21 protein-coding genes and 5 tRNA genes are annotated in these 20,876 nt (G+C 59.8%); 17 read left to right on the forward strand and 9 right to left on the reverse strand.

The features are described from left to right. Window positions 1-9 precede the first annotated feature (9 nt). Complete coding sequence (purM, locus tag HMPREF2781_RS09565) at window positions 10-1,062, forward strand: phosphoribosylformylglycinamidine cyclo-ligase (RefSeq protein ID WP_010188991.1); 1,053 nt, start codon at window positions 10-12, stop codon at window positions 1,060-1,062. Window positions 1,063-1,180: 118 nt separating this feature from the next. Here the strand turns inward: purM and HMPREF2781_RS09570 are convergent, their stop codons facing one another. Further along, window positions 1,181-1,408 (reverse strand): DUF3073 domain-containing protein, encoded by a 228-nt coding sequence (locus tag HMPREF2781_RS09570; protein WP_201829151.1) that lies wholly within the window; start codon window positions 1,406-1,408, stop codon window positions 1,181-1,183. A 188-nt stretch (window positions 1,409-1,596) separates the two neighbouring features. After that, window positions 1,597-2,658 carry a CAF17-like 4Fe-4S cluster assembly/insertion protein YgfZ gene (locus HMPREF2781_RS09575; protein WP_070645645.1) on the reverse strand — a complete coding sequence of 354 codons (1,062 nt, stop codon included), beginning with the start codon at window positions 2,656-2,658 and terminating at the stop codon, window positions 1,597-1,599. Window positions 2,659-2,688: 30 nt separating this feature from the next. Between HMPREF2781_RS09575 and HMPREF2781_RS09580 the strand changes: the two genes are divergently transcribed. Further along, the gene (locus tag HMPREF2781_RS09580; RefSeq protein WP_070645647.1) at window positions 2,689-3,576 is read left to right on the forward strand and encodes an aminodeoxychorismate lyase; all 888 of its coding nucleotides are present in this window, start codon (window positions 2,689-2,691) and stop codon (window positions 3,574-3,576) included. A 53-nt stretch (window positions 3,577-3,629) separates the two neighbouring features. Here HMPREF2781_RS09580 and HMPREF2781_RS09585 read toward each other — a convergent pair whose 3' ends face one another. Beyond that, window positions 3,630-4,304, reverse strand: coding sequence for a heme-binding beta-barrel domain-containing protein (locus HMPREF2781_RS09585; protein ID WP_070645650.1), 675 nt, complete (start codon window positions 4,302-4,304; stop codon window positions 3,630-3,632). Between the two features lie 63 nt (window positions 4,305-4,367). On the opposite strand from HMPREF2781_RS09585, the gene HMPREF2781_RS09590 reads away from it, so the two are divergent. After that, the gene (locus HMPREF2781_RS09590) at window positions 4,368-5,408 is read left to right on the forward strand and encodes a diacylglycerol/lipid kinase family protein (protein WP_070645651.1); all 1,041 of its coding nucleotides are present in this window, start codon (window positions 4,368-4,370) and stop codon (window positions 5,406-5,408) included. Here the strand turns inward: HMPREF2781_RS09590 and HMPREF2781_RS09595 are convergent. Then, entirely contained in the window at window positions 5,405-6,241 is an 837-nt protein-coding gene (locus HMPREF2781_RS09595) for an LmeA family phospholipid-binding protein (protein ID WP_070645653.1), read from the reverse strand. The two genes, HMPREF2781_RS09590 and HMPREF2781_RS09595, sit on opposite strands and share 4 nt — an antisense overlap. 33 nt (window positions 6,242-6,274) lie before the next feature. Between HMPREF2781_RS09595 and mshD the strand changes: the two genes are divergently transcribed. The 5 genes from mshD (at window position 6,275) to pstB (ending at window position 11,393) form a co-directional block, all read left to right on the forward strand. Then, window positions 6,275-7,189, forward strand: coding sequence for a mycothiol synthase (mshD, locus tag HMPREF2781_RS09600; protein WP_070645655.1), 915 nt, complete (start codon window positions 6,275-6,277; stop codon window positions 7,187-7,189). Between the two features lie 174 nt (window positions 7,190-7,363). Further along, a complete protein-coding gene (gene pstS / locus HMPREF2781_RS09605; RefSeq protein ID WP_070443870.1) occupies window positions 7,364-8,473 on the forward strand; it encodes a phosphate ABC transporter substrate-binding protein PstS in 1,110 nt (369 codons plus the stop codon). 123 nt (window positions 8,474-8,596) lie between these two features. After that, window positions 8,597-9,643 (forward strand): phosphate ABC transporter permease subunit PstC, encoded by a 1,047-nt coding sequence (pstC, locus tag HMPREF2781_RS09610; RefSeq protein ID WP_070443867.1) that lies wholly within the window; start codon window positions 8,597-8,599, stop codon window positions 9,641-9,643. Window positions 9,644-9,656: 13 nt separating this feature from the next. After that, the gene (gene pstA / locus HMPREF2781_RS09615; RefSeq protein WP_070645657.1) at window positions 9,657-10,568 is read left to right on the forward strand and encodes a phosphate ABC transporter permease PstA; all 912 of its coding nucleotides are present in this window, start codon (window positions 9,657-9,659) and stop codon (window positions 10,566-10,568) included. A 51-nt stretch (window positions 10,569-10,619) separates the two neighbouring features. Next, complete coding sequence (gene pstB, locus HMPREF2781_RS09620; RefSeq protein ID WP_070443861.1) at window positions 10,620-11,393, forward strand: phosphate ABC transporter ATP-binding protein PstB; 774 nt, start codon at window positions 10,620-10,622, stop codon at window positions 11,391-11,393. A 143-nt stretch (window positions 11,394-11,536) separates the two neighbouring features. Here the strand turns inward: pstB and phoU are convergent, their stop codons facing one another. Together phoU and dusB are read right to left on the reverse strand one after the other, a co-directional pair. Beyond that, window positions 11,537-12,265, reverse strand: a complete 729-nt coding sequence (gene phoU / locus HMPREF2781_RS09625; protein ID WP_070443858.1) for a phosphate signaling complex protein PhoU — start codon at window positions 12,263-12,265, stop codon at window positions 11,537-11,539. 64 nt (window positions 12,266-12,329) lie between these two features. Beyond that, entirely contained in the window at window positions 12,330-13,475 is a 1,146-nt protein-coding gene (dusB, locus tag HMPREF2781_RS09630; RefSeq protein WP_070443854.1) for a tRNA dihydrouridine synthase DusB, read from the reverse strand. Between the two features lie 176 nt (window positions 13,476-13,651). Between dusB and HMPREF2781_RS09635 the strand changes: the two genes are divergently transcribed. Continuing rightward, the gene (locus HMPREF2781_RS09635; RefSeq protein ID WP_070645659.1) at window positions 13,652-15,154 is read left to right on the forward strand and encodes an acetyl-CoA hydrolase/transferase family protein; all 1,503 of its coding nucleotides are present in this window, start codon (window positions 13,652-13,654) and stop codon (window positions 15,152-15,154) included. A 91-nt stretch (window positions 15,155-15,245) separates the two neighbouring features. Next, window positions 15,246-15,318, forward strand: a tRNA-Lys gene (locus HMPREF2781_RS09640). 76 nt (window positions 15,319-15,394) lie between these two features. Here HMPREF2781_RS09640 and HMPREF2781_RS09645 read toward each other — a convergent pair. Beyond that, window positions 15,395-15,727, reverse strand: a complete 333-nt coding sequence (locus HMPREF2781_RS09645) for a metal-sensitive transcriptional regulator (protein WP_070443848.1) — start codon at window positions 15,725-15,727, stop codon at window positions 15,395-15,397. An 83-nt stretch (window positions 15,728-15,810) separates the two neighbouring features. Here HMPREF2781_RS09645 and HMPREF2781_RS09650 point away from each other — a divergent pair. The 5 genes from HMPREF2781_RS09650 to HMPREF2781_RS09670 all read left to right on the forward strand — a co-directional run bounded on the left by HMPREF2781_RS09650 (window position 15,811) and on the right by HMPREF2781_RS09670 (window position 16,774). After that, window positions 15,811-15,886, forward strand: a tRNA-Glu gene (locus HMPREF2781_RS09650). A 34-nt stretch (window positions 15,887-15,920) separates the two neighbouring features. Continuing rightward, window positions 15,921-15,997: transfer RNA gene (locus tag HMPREF2781_RS09655), tRNA-Asp, on the forward strand. 252 nt (window positions 15,998-16,249) lie between these two features. Further along, window positions 16,250-16,323, forward strand: a tRNA-Asp gene (locus HMPREF2781_RS09660). Between the two features lie 20 nt (window positions 16,324-16,343). Next, window positions 16,344-16,416 (forward strand) — tRNA-Phe (locus tag HMPREF2781_RS09665). A gap of 55 nt (window positions 16,417-16,471) precedes the next feature. After that, window positions 16,472-16,774: a GNAT family N-acetyltransferase gene (locus HMPREF2781_RS09670; protein ID WP_070645661.1), complete on the forward strand. Its 303-nt coding sequence runs from the start codon at window positions 16,472-16,474 to the stop codon at window positions 16,772-16,774. An 18-nt stretch (window positions 16,775-16,792) separates the two neighbouring features. Here HMPREF2781_RS09670 and epsC read toward each other — a convergent pair whose 3' ends face one another. Both epsC and cysK read right to left on the reverse strand, forming a co-directional pair. Beyond that, window positions 16,793-17,356 carry a serine O-acetyltransferase EpsC gene (gene epsC, locus HMPREF2781_RS09675; protein ID WP_141740752.1) on the reverse strand — a complete coding sequence of 188 codons (564 nt, stop codon included), beginning with the start codon at window positions 17,354-17,356 and terminating at the stop codon, window positions 16,793-16,795. A 118-nt stretch (window positions 17,357-17,474) separates the two neighbouring features. Next, window positions 17,475-18,413: a cysteine synthase A gene (gene cysK, locus HMPREF2781_RS09680; protein ID WP_290206601.1), complete on the reverse strand. Its 939-nt coding sequence runs from the start codon at window positions 18,411-18,413 to the stop codon at window positions 17,475-17,477. Window positions 18,414-18,666: 253 nt separating this feature from the next. Between cysK and ramA the strand changes: the two genes are divergently transcribed. Further along, window positions 18,667-19,506 (forward strand): acetate metabolism transcriptional regulator RamA, encoded by an 840-nt coding sequence (gene ramA, locus HMPREF2781_RS09685; protein ID WP_010189033.1) that lies wholly within the window; start codon window positions 18,667-18,669, stop codon window positions 19,504-19,506. A gap of 21 nt (window positions 19,507-19,527) precedes the next feature. Next, window positions 19,528-20,796 carry a UDP-N-acetylglucosamine 1-carboxyvinyltransferase gene (gene murA, locus HMPREF2781_RS09690; RefSeq protein WP_070448154.1) on the forward strand — a complete coding sequence of 423 codons (1,269 nt, stop codon included), beginning with the start codon at window positions 19,528-19,530 and terminating at the stop codon, window positions 20,794-20,796. Window positions 20,797-20,876: the final 80 nt, after the last annotated feature.

Genomic DNA, 20,876 nt, shown 5'->3' on the forward strand with positions numbered 1-20,876 from the left:
AAGTCATTCATGAGCGAGAACACGTATGCTGCCGCCGGCGTCAACATTGAGGAAGGCGACCGCGCAGTAGAGCTAATTACCCCCCACGCCAAGCGTGCCACCCGCCCCGAGGTGATGGGTGGGCTCGGCGGATTCGCCGGCCTGTTCAAGCTGGGGGACTACAAGGAGCCGGTCCTCGCAGCTGGCTCTGATGGCGTGGGTACCAAGCTGGCCGTGGCCCAGGCCATGGATAAGCACGACACCATCGGCATCGACCTCGTCGCCATGTGCGTGGATGACCTCGTCGTGTGCGGAGCCGAGCCGCTTTTCCTGCAGGACTACATCGCGGTGGGCGAGGTTGTTCCGGAAAAGGTAGCGGAGATTGTGAAGGGCATTGCTGAGGGCTGCGTCCAGGCTGGTGCTGCCCTCCTCGGCGGTGAGACCGCGGAGCACCCAGGCGTCATGGGCAAGGATGAATACGACGTCTCCGCCACCGCCGTTGGCGTGGTGGAGGCCGATGAGCTCCTCGGCCCAGACAAGGTACGTGACGGCGACGTCCTGATCGCTATGAAGTCCTCTGGTTTGCACTCCAACGGCTACTCCTTGGCGCGCTACGTCCTCCTGGAGCAGGCCGGTTTGCCGCTTGACGGCTATATGGAAGACCTGGGCCGTACTCTCGGTGAGGAACTACTGGAGCCTACCCGTATCTACGCCAAGGACTGCCTGGCCCTGGTCTCTGAGTGCGCGGTGTCCACCTTCTGCCACGTCACCGGCGGTGGCCTCGCTGGGAACCTCGAGCGCGTCATCCCGGAGGGCCTGACCGCTGAGGTGAGCCGCTCGACGTGGACTCCGGGCCAGATCTTCAAGACCATTTCCTCGGTGGGCAAGGTGGCGCTCGAAGAGATGGAGAAGACCTTCAACATGGGCGTCGGCATGATCGCCGTCGTTGCGCCGGAGGATCGCGAGCGCGCACTGGCCATGATGACTGCCCGCCACGTTGAAGCATGGGAGCTGGGCACCGTCCGCGTTGCCGAAGAAGGCGAGCCGCGCGTTCTGATGACGGGCGAGCACCCAGGGTTCTAGGTCCTAGGAAAGGAACCTGGGAAAGGAACAGGGCCGGCAGTTTCCTCCTCTTATTGAGGGGAAGCCTTGCCGGCCCTTCGCTTACGTGCTGTGCACGGTGGGGAAGTGATCCACGCGCTTAGCGCGCGTCGGAATCATCCTCATCCCACTCGTCCGAGTTCCAGCGATCCGCATAGTCTTCGTAATCCGCGTACTCCGAGTACGGGTCCTCGTCCTCATCGCGGGAGCGCTTGGAGTTCTGTGAGGCGAGTTCACGCTGGAGCGAATCCAGGTCCATCTCGGGCGAATTGTACTTCAGCTGGCGTGCAACTTTGGTCTGCTTTGCCTTTGCGCGTCCGCGTCCCATGTGCATGACCCCCTTGAGGTGTGTAGGGCGGTCCAGGGATTCTTGGCCGCCCCATCGTCTTAGTCAGATATGTGTATGTTCCTGTAAGACACCATAGCCTGTGTGACGAAAAAATTCCGAACTACCCCCCAGCGTCGCGTCGAAAAGGGCTCTAGCCCGCGGAGAAGAGGCGAATGTGTAATTCGCCACTACTTTCCGCGCAGGCGGTCCACAGCGGCGCGCCCGGCCTTGGGGCCCTCATCGGTGGGGATGGACTCTGGTTCAACCGAAGCTGCCACAGAGCCAATGTTCAGATCCCCGTTGTTGAGAGCGCTGCGCTTAATCAGACCAAGTGCGATGGGGCCATAATCGCAGTCCTCCACCACGGTGCCGAGCCGGCCAACGCGCCGTCCCCCGAGCGTAATGTCGGCGCCGCTATCGGGGCGCTCTGGAGCGGACCCGTCGAGGTAAAGCATCACCAGCAAACGGGGAGAGCGGCCGAGGTTCTCTACGCGCGCTACTGTCTCCTGTCCGCGGTAGCAACCTTTTTCTAGATGAACGAATGCGGGCACATCGTCGTTGCGCCGGATCCATTGTGGAACCTCATGGGCGATGGTTTTCTCATCGAGGTCAGCAGCCCGTTCGGGCTCACGTGCGCGCACTCGCTCTGCGGTATATGCCATGAGACCCGCTAAGCTTCCGCCCTGCTTCTCCAGCTCTGTTACGGCAGCATCGAGCCGCTGGCGCGGCACGAGGAAATCCTGGCGTGGACAGCCCGGCCACTGCACAGAACGCTCGACCAAGGCCGCCGAGGGCTGCTGCAGCGACTGCCCCAGAACCGTGATGACCGCCGCGTCTGCTTCCTCCACGGTGACCTGGGACCAGAACACCATGGCGGTAAGGAAATCTCGCAAAGACTCGAACTGTGCTGTGGGCACGTCGAGGTAAAAGGTGTCCCCGTCGAAGGACAGATCCATGTGGTGTAGGACGTGGCCCTGAATGTTGAGGTCAAGAGCGCCTGCGGAAAAGCCGCTGTCTACATCGTCGAGCTTCTGGCTCAGCAGGTTATGCAGGAAGGCACGGGCATCGGGGCCAGACACCGCGATGACGCGGCGATGGGAGCGGTCGATGATGGCGGAACCTGTCTCTACCGCGCGCTGCTCCACAAGGGGGTTTCCATAGTGCCAGGGGACCCCGGAGACATCGACAAGCGTGCTGCCCTGGAACTCAGTAGCTCCGGGCCGGGAAAGAAGTGGCGAAGAGTAACTCACGCCCTCCGATGGTAGGGCATAATCGGGTCTATGAGCCTTCAGCGCAGGAAAGAGCCGGTCATCTACGTTGTGGAACCGTTTGGAGGGTCGGTGCGGCGTCATATGCCGAACCTTCCGTTGGTCTATTGGGATGATGCCGCGGTGACGCGCGGCGACGGGATCTTCGAGTCCCTCCTCGTCCGTAATGGCAAGGCCGCTAATTTTCACCGCCACGCGGAGCGCTTCCGGCATTCCGCCCGCGCGCTCGATCTGCCGGAGCCGCCGATGCACAAGTGGCAAGAAGCCACTGAGCTGGCCATCGCGGACTTCTATGGCCCCGCCGGCGCGGATGGAGAGGAGGGCTCGTCGCTAGAAGCCAAGTGCACGTGGACTTATACCCGGGGCCGCGCCTCCACCTGTGTGCCCACGGCCTGGGTGGTGGTTCAGGAGGTTTCAGACGCGGTTGTGGCACAGCGCGCTACCGGCGTCAAGGTGATGAGCACCCCGCGCCTGTGGCAAGTAGCGGAGGAGCTACCTGCGAAAACGCTGAATTATGCGGCCACAATGGCTACGCTGCGCCTGGCACGCGAGCGTGGGTTTGATGATGTGATCTTTACTGATCCCGATACGGGACTGGTGCTGGAAGGCGCCACCTCTACCGTGGTGGCGGTCAAGGGGGCGAAGCTGCGCACGCCTGCGGGTAAGGGTATTTTGCCCGGCACGACGCAAGCGGCGCTCTTCGAATACGCCTCCGATCAGGGCTATCGCTGCAAGGCGAAGGAGCTTGACCTGCGCTACCTCGAGGAAGCCGACTCGGTGTGGCTTGTGTCTTCAGTGCGCACGGCGGTGCGCGTGACGCGCCTCGATGGCAAGAAGCTCAAGGCGCCGGCGAACGCGGAGGAAATACGCGCGCTGATCGACGCCGCCCTGGCGCGCTAGACTCCCTCGTACTGTGAGCTAGCGTTAGCTAGCTCAGCTAGCTCGCCTGCTGATTAGCCTGCCACGCGGGTGAGCTCGGCGGACATGAAGGGGCGCATTTCGCCGTCGACAAGCCGCTCATCTACCCAGCCCAGGTTGTTGTTCGGCATGAGGCCATACATACGCTTGCCGGGGCCGAGGTTGGTAGGCCCAGTTTCCGTGACCATGGTGGACGCAGATTCCAGCTGCCAGGCGCGCTCGTTGAACAGCGAGCCGTAGAAGATCTCGTTGATGCCATTGGAGGAGGTGTAGGTCATCTCAATCTCGTCCTTGAGGGAGATGCGCCAGAATCCGGACTCGCGGACATCTGGGCCCACCGGTTTGCCCTCGGAATCGATCTTCCAGGTGCGGGAGGTGTAGGTCAGGTAGTTCTCACCGTCGTGGGCGATGATGAGCTGCTGGCCAAAGGCGTACTGTTCGCCGTCGGTGCTGTGAGCCTGGCCTTCGCCCTGCCAGACACCGACGAGGGGGAGAAGTCCCAGGAGGCCATCGTGCAGTGACGGGCCTTGGCGTAGGTTCGCCGTCTCATCCGGCAGGGGATTATCAGCCACATCAACGGTAGGAATGTTGCGGGAGGCAGCATCCTTCCACGCTTCAGCAGCTTGGTTAACGGCCGCGTTGCCGTCGATCTTGGTGTTCTCCGGGTGGGTATTTTCCGTCTGGTTTTCATTATTAGTCTGTTCGCTCATGCTGCCCCAGCGTAGTCGTGGTGGCATCACGGTAACCACTAGGCTCCAGTAGTCTTGGGAGTCATGCGCGTTTTGCTGATCTCAAACCCGAACTCCACGAGTCAGAATTCGGCCCTTTTCCGTGAGGTTCTGCCCGTTATTCGGGACGTGGAGGGGCTGCAGCTGCTGGCCCGCTTCACGCACTACCCGGGGCACGCGCAGGATATGGTGCGCGGCATGACGCGGGAAGACTTCGATGTCATCTTGGTCTTCGGCGGCGATGGCACGGTGAATGAGGTTGTAAACGGGCTGCTGGGTCCTGCAGATTCCACAGAGCGCCCCAGCCCCCAGGAGATTCCAGCACTCGCAGTGATCCCCACTGGTTCCGCCAATGTCTTCGTTCGCGCCCTTGGTTTCCCCAATACCCCGGTCGAGGCAGCACACGTGTTGGCTCGGATGCTGGAGCGCAATACGCGTCGCACCGTCTCCTTAGGCGTGTGGAATGACAGATGGTTCGCGGTCAATGCTGGTTTCGGGTTAGACGCCGACGTGCTGGCTCGCGTGGACCGTGCTCGGGAGTTGGGCTTTGCAGCTACCCCGTTGCGCTATTTGGCCGTGGCCTTTCAGGCTTATCAGCGCGCCCGCATCCGCCCACCGCGCATTAGCGTGCGTGCGCGCTCGAGTTCGGGAGAAACCTTTGCGGCTGATGACGTACCCGTCATGTTCACCTCCAACACCAACCCGTGGACTTTCCTCGGCCCACTGCCCGTGGTGACCAATCCGCGCAACTCCTTCGACCAAGGACTTGGCCTATTCGGGGTGTCAGACCTTGGCGGTATTGATGGTCTCGTCGGTGTGCTCCACCTCTTCGGCGTGGATCACCGCCACTGGCTGAATAAAGTTACGGATGCCCGTACGCTGCACTTCGAGGATGCCGTCGAGGTGGATCTGGTGTGCCCGAAACCACACCGTTTTCAGGCGGATGGGGAGTCGGAAGGCACTTTCACAGAAGTGCACCTGGAATCGGAAGCGGACGCATTGGAGGTATTCGCTCCCATCGACCCGACCCCGCCCACGCACCGCAGCATCCGCAGGATCCTGCGGGACCTCATTCGAATCAACTAGTTCTGGCGCCAGCTCGGCGGAGTCGTTGGTGCGCTACCCACTTGGTTGGCCGTGTCTTGTGCCTTCTGCGCTGCATCCTCGACGGCCTTTTCTTCTGAGCCGTCGATCTCCAGCGGTGAGAGCTGCGCGGTCTTCAACGTGATGTTGCGGCGCTGCACCTCGAAGGTGATGGAGCCGCCGTGCAGTTTTACGGATGTGGCCTGTGAAGGCAGGGGGAGCTGGCGGGTATCCAAGACCAAACCGAAAGCCTTCTTGAGGCGTTCATCATCGGTTCCGTAGACGCTCATACGAAATTCCGGGCCCACGAGGCGCAGCGTTACCGTCGCGGTGGACTTGGTGTTGTCTCCTGGTAGCGTGCCGGTGAGCTCAGCTTGGGCCGAGGGGCCGCCGGTGGGAGACATGTCATCGGGATTGGCAATGGACAGATCGGTAATGCCCAGCATGCGGCCTAAGGCCACACCGTCGAGGCTGATGCTGCGCGTGTAAGTCGACACCGGTGAGCCTTCTAGCTCGCCGCTGAAGAGTTGTTCGGGGCGGATCGTGATGTCGCGCAGAGTAGTCGAGGCATTGACCATCCCGAGCTTGGGAACCTCCACGTCAGAAGATTTAACCTCCAAGTAGGGGATCTCCTTGGTGAGCGCGCCCAGGGTGAAGGGGACGCCGCCGATATACACGTTCGGCGTGTTTTCCAGCTGGGAGCTGGCCTTCGCCTGCTGGGCCACGGTGTGTTCCGCATGCATCGCCACTGCTGAATCCGCCAGCCATGCGGTCAGGACCACTCCCGCGACGGCGGCAAGACGTACGAGGTTGCGGCTGAGGTAGATGACGGTCACCCCTCTATTACTACCGCACGTAGGGTGGGAAGCATGAATATAGAGACTAATACTGTGCCGCAGAATCTAGATCTCGCGCAGCGCGTGGAGGAACTTGCTGCAGCGGCCGAAACACACGATGGTGTTGCGCCTTTCTCAGAACAGTTTCTTATCGGGCTGCGGGATGACCGCCTGGGCCACCGCCATCTGCTCTCTATCGAGGGCGACGAGGTGCTCGGTGTGGCTGCCCTCGACGGGCAGACAGTGGAGCTCTTTGTCGGTGTGGAACACCGTGGGCGAGGGGTAGGGCAGGCGCTTGTCGACGCCCTCCCGGCATCCCCCCAGATCTGGGCGCATGGCAACCTCCCGGCCGCCCAGGCGCTGGCGAAACGTAATGAGATGGACGTCGTCAGGCGCCTGCTCGTCATGGCTATTGAGGGCCAGGACCTACGCGCAGCGGAGGAAGCGTCCGCAGCGGTCGACGGCCTAGAGATTCACACGTACACCGAGTCGGTGGAGCGCTTCGGACGTGAACATGTCGAGGCGGAATGGGTTCGCACCAACAACGAGGCTTTTTCCTGGCATCCGGAGCAAGGGGGCTGGGACCTGGAGCGCCTACATCGCGGGATGGAAGCCGAATGGTTTGATCCTGCCGACGTGCTATTCCTGTGGGATTCGCACGGTGGTGCGCACAGTGCCCCAGCATTGGCCGGTTTCCACTGGCTGAAATGGCATGCCGAGGGCACCCCAGCCTTTGGTGAGGTCTATGTTGTGGGGCTGGGTGAGGACTACCGCGGGCGTGGGCTCGGTGGGCCACTGCTCACTGCGGGACTGCAGCGCATGGTGGAAAAAGGCGCGGACAAGGTCATTTTATATGTCGAGGCGGACAACGAACCTGCAGTAAAGGCCTATGAGCGTTTGGGCTTCTCGATTGCAGAGGAACACTGCGTCTGGGCGAAAAGTGACTAGCCTCACCGCCTTGTGGTACAAGTTCACCGATTGTTCATCTCTTGATCCCTGTGGGGTTAACCCACCAGATATAGCTTTACTTCCCGTGAGTTAATCGTGCCCGCCTTAAGAGGACGGCGGAGGGCGATTTACTCGGACAATCATTCTCTTGTATCCGCACCGGAAAGGTTTCCCGTGATCCGCAACTTCAAGCGCACTGCCGCTATCTTCGGCATCGTCGCCGCCACCTCCACCGCTCTCGTCGCTTGCTCCGAGTCCAACGACTCCGGCTCCGCTGAAGGCGGCTCCGAGGGCTCTGACGTCTCCGGCGAGCTCGTCGGTGACGGCGCGTCCTCCCAGCAGAATGCAATGTCTTACTTCCAGACCGCATTCTCTGAGGATCATCCGAACGCTTCCCTGTCCTACAACGCTTCCGGCTCCGGCGCTGGCGTTGAGGCTTTCACCAACGGCCAGGCCGACTTCGCTGGTTCCGACTCCGCTCTGAAGGAGGATGACGGTGAGGTTGAGGCTGCTGCTGAGCGCTGTGGCGGCAACGAGGCATGGCACCTGCCGACCACCATCGGTCCGGTAGCTATCGCTTACAACCTCGAGGGTACCGAGATCAACCTCTCCACCGAGACCCTGGCCAAGATCTTCAAGGGTGACATCACCAAGTGGAACGATGAGGCAATCGCCGCTGACAACGAAGGCACCGACCTGCCGGACGAGGACATCACCGTCATCTTCCGCTCTGATGAGTCCGGTACCTCCGCCAACTTCCAGAAGTTCCTGAAGGCCGCTACCGGCGACTGGGACACCGAGGGCAAGCAGTTCCCGGATGCAGTTGGTGAGGGCGCCAACGGCTCCGCTGGTGTTGCTGACCAGGTTGCCAACATCAAGGGTGCTATCACCTACGTTGAGTCCGGTTTCGCTGACCAGAAGGAAGCAGACGGCGTTCAGAAGGCAAAGATCGACTTCGGCCACGGCCCGGTTGAGCTGAACACCGAGTCCGTCAACGTTGCTCTGGAGAACCTGGAGTTCAAGGAGACCGAGTCCGAGCACAACATGGTTGTTGACTCCGACGCTCTGTTCGCGTCTGACGACGAGGGCGCATACCCGCTCATCCTGACCACCTACAACATTGTTTGCTCCGCTGGTTACGATGAGGAGACCTCCGCTCTGGTTAAGGCCTTCTTCACCACCGTCCTGGATCACCAAGATGACCAGCTTGCTTCTCAGGGCTTCATCCCGGTTGAGGGTGCACACCTGGACAAGCTGAAAGCTGCTGTTGACGCTCTGCAGTAAGCGCTAGAGCTCAACAAAGCTAAATACTCTTCGCCCCCACTGCCGCACTCGAATCGCGCTTTGGGGGCGCAGGTATGTAACGACAAACTCCATTCTTAACGCTGAAAAGGATTAGAACGTCTCATGGCAGACAATAATCTCACCACGGCGCCCGAGCAGACGGAGCTTTCCGTCTCCGCTGCTGAGCGGCCTTCTACCGGCGGATCCGAAGAACTTACCAAGGCTAACTCCAGCAGCGGAGTTAAGCGCCCGGGCGACCGAGTCTTCGAATTCCTTTCTTCTGCTTCGGCCACGTTGATCACCGTCATGATTGCTGCCATTGCGGGCTTCTTGCTGTGGCGTGCCGTGCCAGCCCTGGGCGTCAACGACGGTGGCATCATGGGGTTCTTCACCTACGGTGGCCGTTGGGAGACTGGCGATACTTCCGCGATGAAGTTCGGTATCCCGACCATGTTCGGCACTACGGTTCTTATCTCCGTCTTCGCCCTGCTGCTGGCTATGCCGGTTGCACTGGCGATTGCCATCTTCCTGTCTAACTACGCGCCGGCACGTCTGGTCAAGCCGCTGGGCTTCCTCGTGGACATGCTCGCTGCAGTCCCGTCCATTGTTTATGGTCTGTGGGGCTGGCAGGTCCTCGGTCCAGCTCTCTCCGGTTTCTACTCGTGGCTGGAGTCCTGGGCTGGTGGGTTCTTCCTTTTCACCGTCTTTGATAACTCGCCGTCGTTTGCTACCGGCCGTAACCTCTTCACCGGTGGCATCGTGCTGGCCGTGATGATTCTTCCGATTATCGCCGCTACGGCACGTGAGGTCTTCGTCCAAACTCCTCCTGGTCAGATTGAGTCTGCCTTGGCACTGGGCGCAACCCGCTGGGAAGTTATCCGCATGACGGTGCTCCCCTTCGGTATGTCCGGCTACATCGCCGGCTCCATGCTCGGTCTTGGACGTGCACTGGGTGAGACCATGGCTCTGTACATGGTTGTCTCCCCGCTCGTGGACTTCCGCTTCTCGCTCTTCGACGGCGGTACGACCTTCGCCATGGCCATCGCCTTGGCATCCGCAGAGTTCGGTAATGAGATGCGCGCAGGTGCCTACATCGCCGCCGGCCTCATGCTGTTCTTGCTGACCTTCGTGGTCAACGCCATTGCCCGCACCATCGTGAAGAAGAAGTAGGGAGGAGGACACAATGACTACTACTACAAACGCCAAGCCTGCCTCCGCAGGCGCTACCTTCCTTGATATTTCGGCTTCCCGAAAGGCCACCAACACCATTGCCACCGTCGTGGTATGGGCGGCCATGATTATCGCCATGATCCCTCTGGTTTGGGTTCTGTGGGAACTCTTTGCCCGCGGCAGCGGCATCATCTTCAGCGCCGATTGGTGGACCACGTCCCAGCGCGGTGTCATGAACAGCGTTGCGGGCGGCGGTGCTGCTCACGCCATCGTTGGTACCTTCGTCCAAACCGTCCTAGCCTCCATCATCTCCATCCCGATCGGTATCTTTACCGCTATCTACTTGGTGGAGTATTCCAAGGGCGGCTGGCTCGCCCGTACCACCACCTTCATGGTGGACATCCTGTCCGGTGTGCCGTCCATCGTTGCCGCGCTGTTTATCTTCGCTATGTGGATCACGCTCTTCGGCTTTGGCCGCTCCGGCTTCGCCGTGGCGCTTTCCTTGGTGCTGCTGATGATTCCGATCGTGGTTCGCAACACCGAAGAGATGCTCCGTGTTGTCCCGATGGACTTGCGTGAGGCCTCCTATGCACTGGGCGTTCCGAAGTGGAAGACCATTGCTCGCATCGTCCTGCCGACCGCCCTGTCCGGCATCGTTACCGGTATCATGCTCGCGGTTGCGCGTGTGATGGGTGAGTCTTCTCCGGTGCTGGTCCTTGTTGGTTCCTCCTCCATCATCAACTGGGACGCGTTCAAGGGCTCGCAGTCCTCGCTACCGCTGATGATGCTGGATATGTACAAGGCCGGCGCACAACCGGCTGTCCTGGATAAGCTCTGGGGTGCAGCGCTGACGCTGGTTATCCTTATCGCTGTCCTTAACATCGCGGCCCGTGTCATCTCCGCGAAGTTCTCGGTCAAGAAATAGATCGCCGTAACACTCGATTCCGCCATACATTCTTAAGAGGAGAAACTCCTAATGTCTAAGCTTGAGCTCAATGACGTGAACATTTACTACGGCGACTTCCACGCCGTGCAGAACGTCAACATGCAAATTCCGGCGAAGGCCGTGACCGCCTTTATCGGCCCTTCCGGCTGCGGTAAGTCCACCGTTCTGCGCACCTTGAACCGTATGCACGAGGTCATCCCCGGCGCCTATGTCAAGGGCGAGGTCCTCTTGGACGGCCAAGATATTTACGGCGCCAAGGTTGACCCGGTATCCGTTCGCAACACCATCGGCATGGTTTTCCAGAAGGCTAACCCGTTCCCCACGATGTCTATCGAGGACAACGTTGTTGCCGGCCTGAAGCTCTCCGGCGAGAAGAACAAGAAGAAACTGAAGGAAGTTGCCGAAAAGTCTCTGCGCGGCGCCAACCTCTGGGATGAGGTTAAGGACCGCCTGGATAAGCCGGGCGGCGGCCTGTCCGGTGGACAGCAGCAGCGTCTGTGCATCGCCCGTGCGATTGCCGTGGAACCGGAGGTCCTCCTCATGGACGAGCCGTGCTCGGCACTTGACCCGATTTCTACCCTGGCTGTTGAGGACCTCATCCACGAGCTGAAGGAAAACTTCACCATCGTTATCGTCACCCACAACATGCAGCAGGCAGCCCGTGTGTCCGATAAGACCGGTTTCTTCTCTCTAGAAGCCACCGGAAAGCCGGGCCACCTCGTCGAGTTTGATGACACCACCAAGATCTTCGAGAACCCCTCCAAGAAGGACACCGAGGATTACATCTCCGGCCGCTTTGGCTAAACACCGATAGCGCCATAGTGCCGAAAGCCGGCGCCCTCTCTCGACTGTTTAAGGTCTAGGAGTGGGCACCGGCTTTTGTGTTTTCAGGATGAGCTAGGTGTTACTAGCGGTGGATCGGCAGCTATTTCGAGCATGAGCCTCATCTAGTGATGGAACTGGCGCTCCAGCTCTGCCATGCGGGCCTCTAGCTCGGCTTCGCGTTGCTCCTGATCACGCTTGCGCATATAGCGGTCCGGGTCCAGGCCCGTTGCAAGATAAATAATGCGACCGGCAGCGGCGGCACAATGATCGGCGAAACGCTCGTAGTAACGCGATAGCTGCGAGGTTTCCACGGCCTGGCGCACTGTTCCTTTCCATTCCCGCTGGGTCAGCATGCGCAGCAGGTGATGGTTGATGTCATCGACGGCATCATCATCTTCGGTCAACCGAAGGGCTAGCTCCGGATCGCGGGTGATGAGGATGTCCTTGAGCCCCGCGGACATATCGAGAACGAGGCGCGCATATTCCTCGAAGTAGCCCATGATGTCTGCTGGTACCACTGGCTCGGGGTGGCGGCGGCGGGCACTCGTTGCAATGTGCTGGGACAGGCGGCCCATGCGATAAAAGTCTTCAACAATATAGATGGAAGAGATGACCTGGCGGAGATCCTTGGCCATCGGATTTTCCAAGGCTAGCAGGGAGACCGCGCGGTCTTCGCACCGCGAGCGCACCTCATCCAGTTCATCGCGCAGTGACACAGCCTCCTCAGCCGGTTGCAGGGAGGCCTTGATTAACGCCTGGGAGGCGAGGGCCATCAGCTTATGGACGGTCGTGCTCATGATGATGAGATCATGAGAAAAATTATCCAACTGTTCACGGTAAGCAGCGCGCATGCCACGTACTTTAGCTGAACTATTGGTCTAGTGCCTGTCGAACAACAAGTTTGAATAATCGCGGTTAGCCGCCGGAGTGCATAATCTCCGCGCCTTCCGGCACAGTGGCATCCTCCGGATCATCGAGCCAACCCTCGGGAAGGACTACCTTGGCGGGTGAGCCCTGGCGGCCGCGGGCACCATCGGCGTCGTCGGCAAGCGCAGGCGAGTCGGCCCACGGCGCCAGCAGTTCGCGCAGATCCTCCAAGGAATTGACGCGAGAAAGGCCCGCACGTACCTGGCCGCCCACGGGAAAACCACGCAGGTACCAGCCAATGTGCTTGCGAATATCGCGGCTGGCTTGAGCCTCGCCCTCATGCTGGGCTAGAAGCTCTGCGTGGCGGAGCATGATGCGCGTGACTTCGCCTAGCGTGGGCTCTTCCGGTACTGGTTCACCCCGCAGGTGGGCGGAGAGTTCCGCAAAAAGCCACGGGCGGCCCAAACAGCCGCGGCCCACCACGACGCCGTCACATCCAGTTTGCTCCATCATGTCGTGCGCATCGGTTGCCTTGAAGATATCGCCGTTGCCCAAGACTGGGATGCCTGTGTCTGCCAAGTGCTCCTTCAAGCGGGCGATTTCGCCCCAGTCGGCGTGACCGGAGTAGCGCTGGGCGGCAGTGCGCCCGTGCAAAGCAACTGCTGCGGCTCCTTCCGCCACAGCGATACGCCCGGCATCGAGGTGTGTCTTGTGCTCTTCATCAATGCCGACGCGCATCTTCACCGTGACTGGAATATCCGTGCCCTCAGTCGCCTTGACTGCGGCGGAGACGATGTTGCCAAACAGGCGGCGCTTATAAGGAAGGGCAGAACCCCCGCCGCGGCGCGTGACCTTGGGGACCGGGCAGCCAAAGTTCATATCGATGTGGTCCGCCAAGTTCTCATCCACGATCATCTTGGCAGCCTTGTAGGTGTACTCCGGATCGACGGTGTACAGCTGCAGCGAGCGGGGCTGTTCTTGGGGAGCGAAGGTGGTCATGTGCAGGGTCTTGGGGTTGCGCTCGACCAAGGCGCGAGCGGTGACCATTTCGCACACGTAGAGCCCGGAGACAGTCCCGGTCTTTTCAATCTCTTGCTCACGGCACAGCACGCGAAAAGCCACGTTGGTCACGCCAGCCATGGGGGCGAGGACAACGGGGGAGTTGAGCTGGATTTTTCCGATTGCAAGAGTCACGCCGCCAATTGTGCGCGGAAAGAGCCTGGGGTGGCAAATTCTGATGAGGAAAGTGAGGTGTGCACACGGTTTGGGGCAGAGTGCGGTAAATTCGCCACTGATTCGCTAGTGTGGTGCATGTAACTAATAGGAAAGGACCGTAACGTAGGTCGTTTCTGCACATAAAAGGAGGACTAATGTCTGAGAGAATTGCATACGCGCCGTTTGAGAAGCTCGTGATGAGCGCTGACGAGGCCGCACAGTTCGTCAACCACGGTGATCGTGTGGGAATCTCCGGCTTTACCGGTGCTGGCTACCCCAAGGCCCTGCCGACCGCTATCGCGGAAAAGGCAAAGGCGGCCCACGAGGCGGGGGAGGAATTCAAGATCGACATCTTCTCCGGTGCCTCTACCGCCCCGGACTGCGATGGCGTCCTGGCTGAGGCAAACGCCATTCGCTTCCGCTCCCCATACAACTCTGATCCGGCATTGCGCGGCCGCTTCAACGATGGCTCCGCCCTCTACCAGGATGTTCACCTCTCACACTCTGGCCAGCAGGTGGAGGAAGGTTTCTACGGTGACTTCCAGGTAGCCATTATTGAGGCCGTGCGTATCGATGAGAAGGGAAATATCGTTCCCTCCTCCGCAGTAGGTAACAACCTCGAGTACATCGAGGCCGCCGACAAGATCATCATTGAGATCAATGAGTGGCAGTCTCTCAACCTCGAGGGCATGCACGATATCTACCGCATTGAGAAGCTGCCGAACCGTCAGCCGATCCCGATTACCAAGCCGGCTGACCGCGTTGGTACCACTTACATTGAGATCCCGGAAGAGAAGGTCGTGGCTGTAGTCAAGACCAACGCCCCGGACCGCAATGCTCCGTTCAAGGCCCCGGATGAGGTCTCTGAGAAGATCGCTGCGAACTTCATTGAGTTCCTCGAGGGCGAGGTTGCTGCCGGACGCCTGGAGTATGACAAGTTCATCATGCAGTCCGGTGTGGGCAACGTCCCGAACGCAGTGATGGCCGGCCTGCTGGATTCCAAGTTCGAAAACATTCAGGCCTACACCGAGGTTATCCAGGACGGCATGCTGGATCTTATCGACGCCGGCAAGATGACCGTCGCCTCTGCTACCTCCTTCGCCCTGTCCCCGGAGTATGCGGACAAGATGAACGCTGAGGCTGAGCGCTACGCCAAGCACATCATCCTGCGCCCACAGCAGGTGTCCAACCACCCGGAGGTTATCCGCCGCGTTGGCCTGATCTCCTCCAACGGCATGATTGAGGGCGACATCTACGGCAATATCAACTCCACCAACGTCTCCGGCTCCCGCATCATGAACGGTACCGGCGGCTCGGGTGACTTCACCCGTAACGCCTACATCTCCACCTTCGTGTCCCCGTCGGTGGCAAAGGGCGGCGCTATTTCCGCCATCGTGCCTTTCGTGTCTCACACCGACCACACTGAGCACGACACCATGGTCATCATCACCGAGTATGGTGTTGCGGACCTGCGTGGCCTGGCTCCGAAGGAGCGCGTGGAGAAGGTTATCGCCGTGGCGCACCCGGACTACCGTCCGCTGCTGGAGGAGTACTTCGAGCGTGCCAAGGCGAATAAGTTCCAGCACACCCCGCACGATCTGAAGACCGCTTTTGACTTCCAGGTGAACTTCATGGAGAAGGGTGACATGCGCGGCTAATTGCGCATCTCTGCTAGGTAGTGGCCCTTTCCGCTGGAGGTGAGGGCCATTTCGTTTTCTTTAGTGCGACCTACTAAGATGGTTGGGCGTTGGGCCTTTAGCTCAGTTGGTAGAGCTACGGACTTTTAATCCGCAGGTCGCGGGTTCGAGCCCCGCAGGGCCCACAAAAAGAGCCGCCTTCGGGCGGCTCTTTGAGTAGTTTTAGGGGCGTTGAGCTTGCAGGGATGCGGCTGGGGTTTGTTAGCTCTTGACGAGCTTCCGAATGGCCCGCATAGCCTCCTCTAGCTTCTCTGAGGCTATTTCCCCGTCCTCGGCGGCGGCTCCTGCCACGCAGTGCTCTATGTGGTCCTCCAGGAGCGCCAGGGAGACATTCTCGAGCGCGGAGGTTACCGCCGAGATCTGCGTGATGATGTCAATGCAGTATTGGTCCTCTGTGATCATGCGGTGGATGCCGCGGGTTTGCCCTTCGATGCGCTTGAGGCGCGCTAAGTATTTCGCCTTTTGATCGTCATTGGAGTTGTAGCCGTGTACACCCGGCTCATGGCAGGAACAGGTATCTCGCTGGTCAGTCATAGTTTTTCACCTTTCTGCCGGGGCGATTTGGTTAAGTAAGGATGTCTCCAGTATATTTTTACAAAGTTGCCTCAAGGCAACGGGCCCCCATCGTCTAGCGGCCTAGGACACCGCCCTTTCACGGCGGCGGCACGGGTTCGAATCCCGTTGGGGGTACCAACACCTTTGTGTTGGCACACAAGTAAATATATATGGCCCTGTGGCGCAGTTGGTTAGCGCGCCGCCCTGTCACGGCGGAGGTCGCGGGTTCAAGTCCCGTCAGGGTCGCCATATTAAGCCTCGAGGCATTGTTAGAGAAACAAGCCTCGGGGCTTGCGTCGTTTTGTCTCCGTCAGCGATTAATCCTGCTGGCGCATGCCGCCGGTGGAGCGGGAAAGCTTATAGGTCTAGGTGCTGTGGGGTGGGCTGTATACCGAGGTCTAGTGCACGGTAAAACTGAGTCTGACGTGCTGATTTGCTGTGCTTATCTAGCTGTGTGTAGAGTACTTATTCGTGCCCAGCGCACAAGAGAAAACTAAAAATGGCCCTGTGGCGCAGTTGGTTAGCGCGCCGCCCTGTCACGGCGGAGGTCGCGGGTTCAAGTCCCGTCAGGGTCGCCGAAGTCCTAGTGGCTTCTGGCCAGATAGCTCAGTCGGTAGAGCACACGCCTGAAAAGTGTGGGGTCGCCAGTTCGATCCTGGCTCTGGCCACAAGATAGCCCCCTCCATTTTTGGAGGGGGCTTTTTTGGTGCATTTTTTGGTTTAATGGGCGGCATGACTACTTCTGTTGCGCACCAAACCGATCAATCCCGCTTCGTTATTACCGTCGATGGCGAGGAAGCGGGTTTTGCCGAATACAGTGACTCCGCAGCCACGCGCGAGTTCACGCACACGGAAATCTCTGAGGCCTTTCAAGGTCAAGGCCTGTCCAAGCCGCTCATTAAGGCGGCGTTGGATGATGACTCGACGGTAGGCCGCCAAGTCATCCCAACGTGCAGTGCCGTAGCGCGGTTTATTGAGAAGAACCCTGAATACCAGCGTCTGACTAAGCGTGAGGGCAGCCTCTAAGGACAGGCTCTGGGGCTCTTAGATGTAGTAGTCCGGGTCCACCAGCTTGATGCGCTCATTCTTCTTGCGAGGACGGTTCTTAGCCGGAATACCCGTAGCGGTGTGATTAGCGGGCACATCCTTCGTCACCACGGCGTTAGCGCCTACTGCGGAGCCTTCGCCGATGGTGATGGGGCCTAGTACCTTGGCGCCGGCACCGATGGTCACGTTGTCCCCGATCGTTGGGTGGCGCTTGGTCTGCGTGAGCACCTGGCCGCCGAGCGTGACCCCGTGGTAGAGCATCACGCCATCGCCGATTTCGGCGGTTTCACCAATAACGATGCCCATGCCGTGGTCAATGAAGAAACGGCGGCCGATGGTGGCACCAGGGTGGATCTCAATACCGGTGAAGAAGCGGTTTACTTGTGCCAGGATACGTGCGGGGCCGCGCCAACCATGCTTCCACATGCGGTGGGCGATGCGGTGCGCCCAAATAGCGTGGAGGCCGGAATAGACCACGGCATTCTCGACGTCGCCGCGCGCGGCCGGGTCATGCTCGCGCGCGTTGGCGAGGTCTTCACGAATCATCTTCAAGATGTGCATGCGAACCATCCTATCCAGAAAGAAAAAGCGCCCCCTAGCACAGAGGGCGCTTTTATTCGGAGGCTCATCACGGCGCCGTGCTTGGCGACGTCCCGCGGAGAGCCATGTTGACTATTCCTTAAGCTTCGCGGATGTCCTCGAAGAGAATGGTGGAGACGTAGCGCTCACCAAAGTCCGGGGCGACAACGACGATGGTCTTGCCCTTAAACTCGTCACGAGCGGCCAGCTTGAGTGCTGCAGAGACGTTGGCGCCGGAGGAAATACCAACGAGCAGGCCTTCTTCGGTAGCCAGCTTGCGGGCGGTGGACACGGACTCTTCGGTGGTTGCGGTAAGAACCTCGTTGAGGATCTCACGGTCCAAAACCTCTGGGACGAAGTTAGCGCCGATGCCCTGAATCTTGTGCGGGCCAGCCTTGCCCTCGGACAGAACAGGGGAATCGGAGGGCTCTACGGCTACGAGGTAGGTATCCGGGTTCTGAGAGCGCAGGTAGCGACCAACACCGGTGACGGTGCCGCCGGTTCCGACGCCAGCCACGAAGGCGTCAACCTTGCCCTCGGCGTCCTCCCAGATTTCAGGACCGGTGGTTGCCTCGTGGATCTTTGGGTTGGCTTCGTTGGCGAACTGGGAAGCCAGGATGGCATTGGGGGTTTCGGCGATAATCTCGTTGGCCTTCTCTACAGCGCCCTTCATGCCCGCAGCGCCCGGGGTGAGGACGATCTCTGCTCCATAAGCGCGCAGCAGAACCTTGCGCTCGTTGGACATGGTCTCCGGCATGGTGAGGATGACCTTGTAACCTTGGGCGGCGCCGACGAGTGCCAAGCCGATACCGGTGTTGCCGGAAGTGGCCTCGACGATGGTGCCGCCTGGCTTCAGCTCGCCGGATTCTACGGCGGTGTCGACAATCGCCTTGGCGATGCGATCCTTGACGGAATTTGCGGGGTTGAAGGACTCAACCTTCACGAGGACCTCAGCGCCGAGGCCTTCGGTTAGGCGGTTGAGGCGGACGAGCGGGGTGCCGCCGATGGTCTCGAGAATGTTGTCATATACAGCCACGATGTGGACTCCTTGAAAATAACTTCTGATGTACAGCAGACACCTTACACCCCAACGGTAGACAGAGTGGTATATAAATTCTGAACCGAGCATTCGGGCATCGTATGTGGGATTCGGGGTGGAGGAGAAGGGTGGGCCGTGATTTAGAATTACCCCCGTCGGCCGGTTATACTTCGCAAATAGTGTTCACCTACCCCCGTTTCAGGCGGGGAATGTGGGTGCACCTGCTGGTTACCCCCGAGTAAGAGAGAGTCTCATGGAGCCGCACCGACTCAAGGATGACGACGAAGCCGTACGCGCAGCGCTCTCGTCGCTGAAGACTGCAACGGGAATCCCCGTCACGATGTACGGAACCTTGCTGCCGGATAATCGCCTGCAGATTACCCAGTGGGTAGGTCTGCGGACCCCGGCTTTGCAGAACTTGGTGATTGACGCGAACGTGGGCGTCGGCGGGCGCGTTGTTAGTACTCGCCGCGCGGTTGGTGTTTCCGATTACACCCGCGCTACCACGATTAGCCATGAGAATGACCGCTATATTCAAGACGAAGGCCTGCACTCCATCGTGGCGGTCCCAGTTACCGTTCAGCGTGAGATCCGTGGAGTCCTCTATGTCGGTGTTCATTCGCCGGTGCGCTTGGGTGACAAGGTGATCGAGGAGGTCACCATGACTGCCCGCTGCCTCGAGCAGGATTTGGCGGTTAATTCCGCACTGCGCCGGGCCGATGGTGGTAAGGGTGGTGCTGCGCGCGGCCATGTGATGAACGGTGCCGAATGGGAGCAGGTGCGCTCGACGCACTCCAAGCTGCGGATGCTGGCTAACCGCGTCAATGATGAAGACCTTCGCAAGGAGCTTGAGGCACTGTGTGATCAGATGGTCTCTCCGGTCCGTGTGAAGCAGTCCACCAAGCTGTCCGCGCGCGAACTCGATGTTCTTTCTTGCGTCGCCCTTGGCCATACCAACGTTGAGGCTGCCGAGGAGATGGGCATTGGTGCCGAAACTGTGAAGTCCTATCTGCGTTCTGTCATGCGCAAATTGGGTGCGCATACTCGCTATGAGGCGGTTAATGCGGCCCGTCGTATAGGCGCGTTGCCCTGATTGTAGGTAAGTTGGGTGGGCGTGAAAGACCAATTTATTGTCTCCGGTGGGGCGCGCCTGCAGGGCACCGTCAAGGTTGACGGTGCTAAAAACAGTGTGCTGAAGCTGATGGCTGCGGCACTGTTGGCGGAGGGCACCACCACGCTGACCAACTGTCCTGAGATTCTCGATGTCCCTCTAATGCGAAAGGTCCTTGAGGGCCTTGGCTGCACCGTGGAGATTGATGGCCACACCGTGCGCATCACCACCCCGGCCGAGCTGCACTCCAACGCGGACTTCGATGCGGTGCGTCAATTCCGCGCTTCCGTGTGTGTGCTGGGACCGTTGACCGCGCGCTGCGGTCACGCGAAGGTGGCATTGCCAGGCGGTGACGCCATCGGTTCCCGCCCCTTGGATATGCACCAGTCCGGGCTGGAGAAGATGGGTGCGCGCACACGCATCGAACACGGTGCTGTGGTGGCGGAAGCTGATCGTCTCCACGGGGCAAATATCCGGCTTGATTTCCCTTCCGTCGGCGCGACGGAGAACATTCTTACCGCCGCCGTGCTTGCTGATGGTGAAACTCAACTCCACAATGCCGCCCGCGAACCGGAGATCGTCGACTTGTGCACGATGCTTAAGGAGATGGGAGCCGATATCTCTGGGGAGGGGACATCCACCATCACCATTCGGGGAGTGGACAAGCTGCAACCAACAGAGCACGAGGTTATCGGCGACCGCATCGTTGCGGGTACCTGGGCCTATGCTGCTGTGATGACTCGCGGTGATATTACGGTGGGTGGCATTGCTCCTAAGCACCTGCACCTGCCGCTGGAAAAGCTCAAGTCTGCCGGCGCTGACATTGAGGACTATGTGAACGGTTTCCGGGTGCGCATGGACGGTCGCCCGAGCGCCGTGGATTATCAAACCCTGCCGTACCCCGGTTTCCCTACGGATCTTCAGCCTATTGCTATTGGTCTTTCCGCCGTGGCGGAAGGCACCTCCATCATTACGGAGAATGTCTTCGAATCGCGCTTCCGTTTCGTCGATGAGATGCTCCGCCTTGGCGCCGATGCCCAAGTTGATGGACACCACGTAGTCATCCGCGGGCAGGAGCGTCTGTCTTCGACGCATGTCTGGAGTTCCGATATCCGCGCAGGCGCCGGGTTGGTGCTCTCTGCACTGTGTGCGGATGAGACGACCACCGTGCACGATGTCTTCCACATTGATCGCGGCTATCCCAACTTTGTGGAGAATCTCCAGGCCTTGGGCGCCACGATCGAGCGCACTCAGGAGGAAGAGCTCTACTAAGGCGCCGTGCTTGGCGACGTTTCCCCGGTTCAATCCCACGGTTGAACTGGGGATTTGTTGTTTGTTGGGGGTGTGCGTAT

Origin of the sequence: Corynebacterium sp. HMSC062A03, from assembly GCF_001811145.1 — a bacterium.
In the GTDB taxonomy this organism is placed as follows: domain Bacteria; phylum Actinomycetota; class Actinomycetes; order Mycobacteriales; family Mycobacteriaceae; genus Corynebacterium; species Corynebacterium aurimucosum.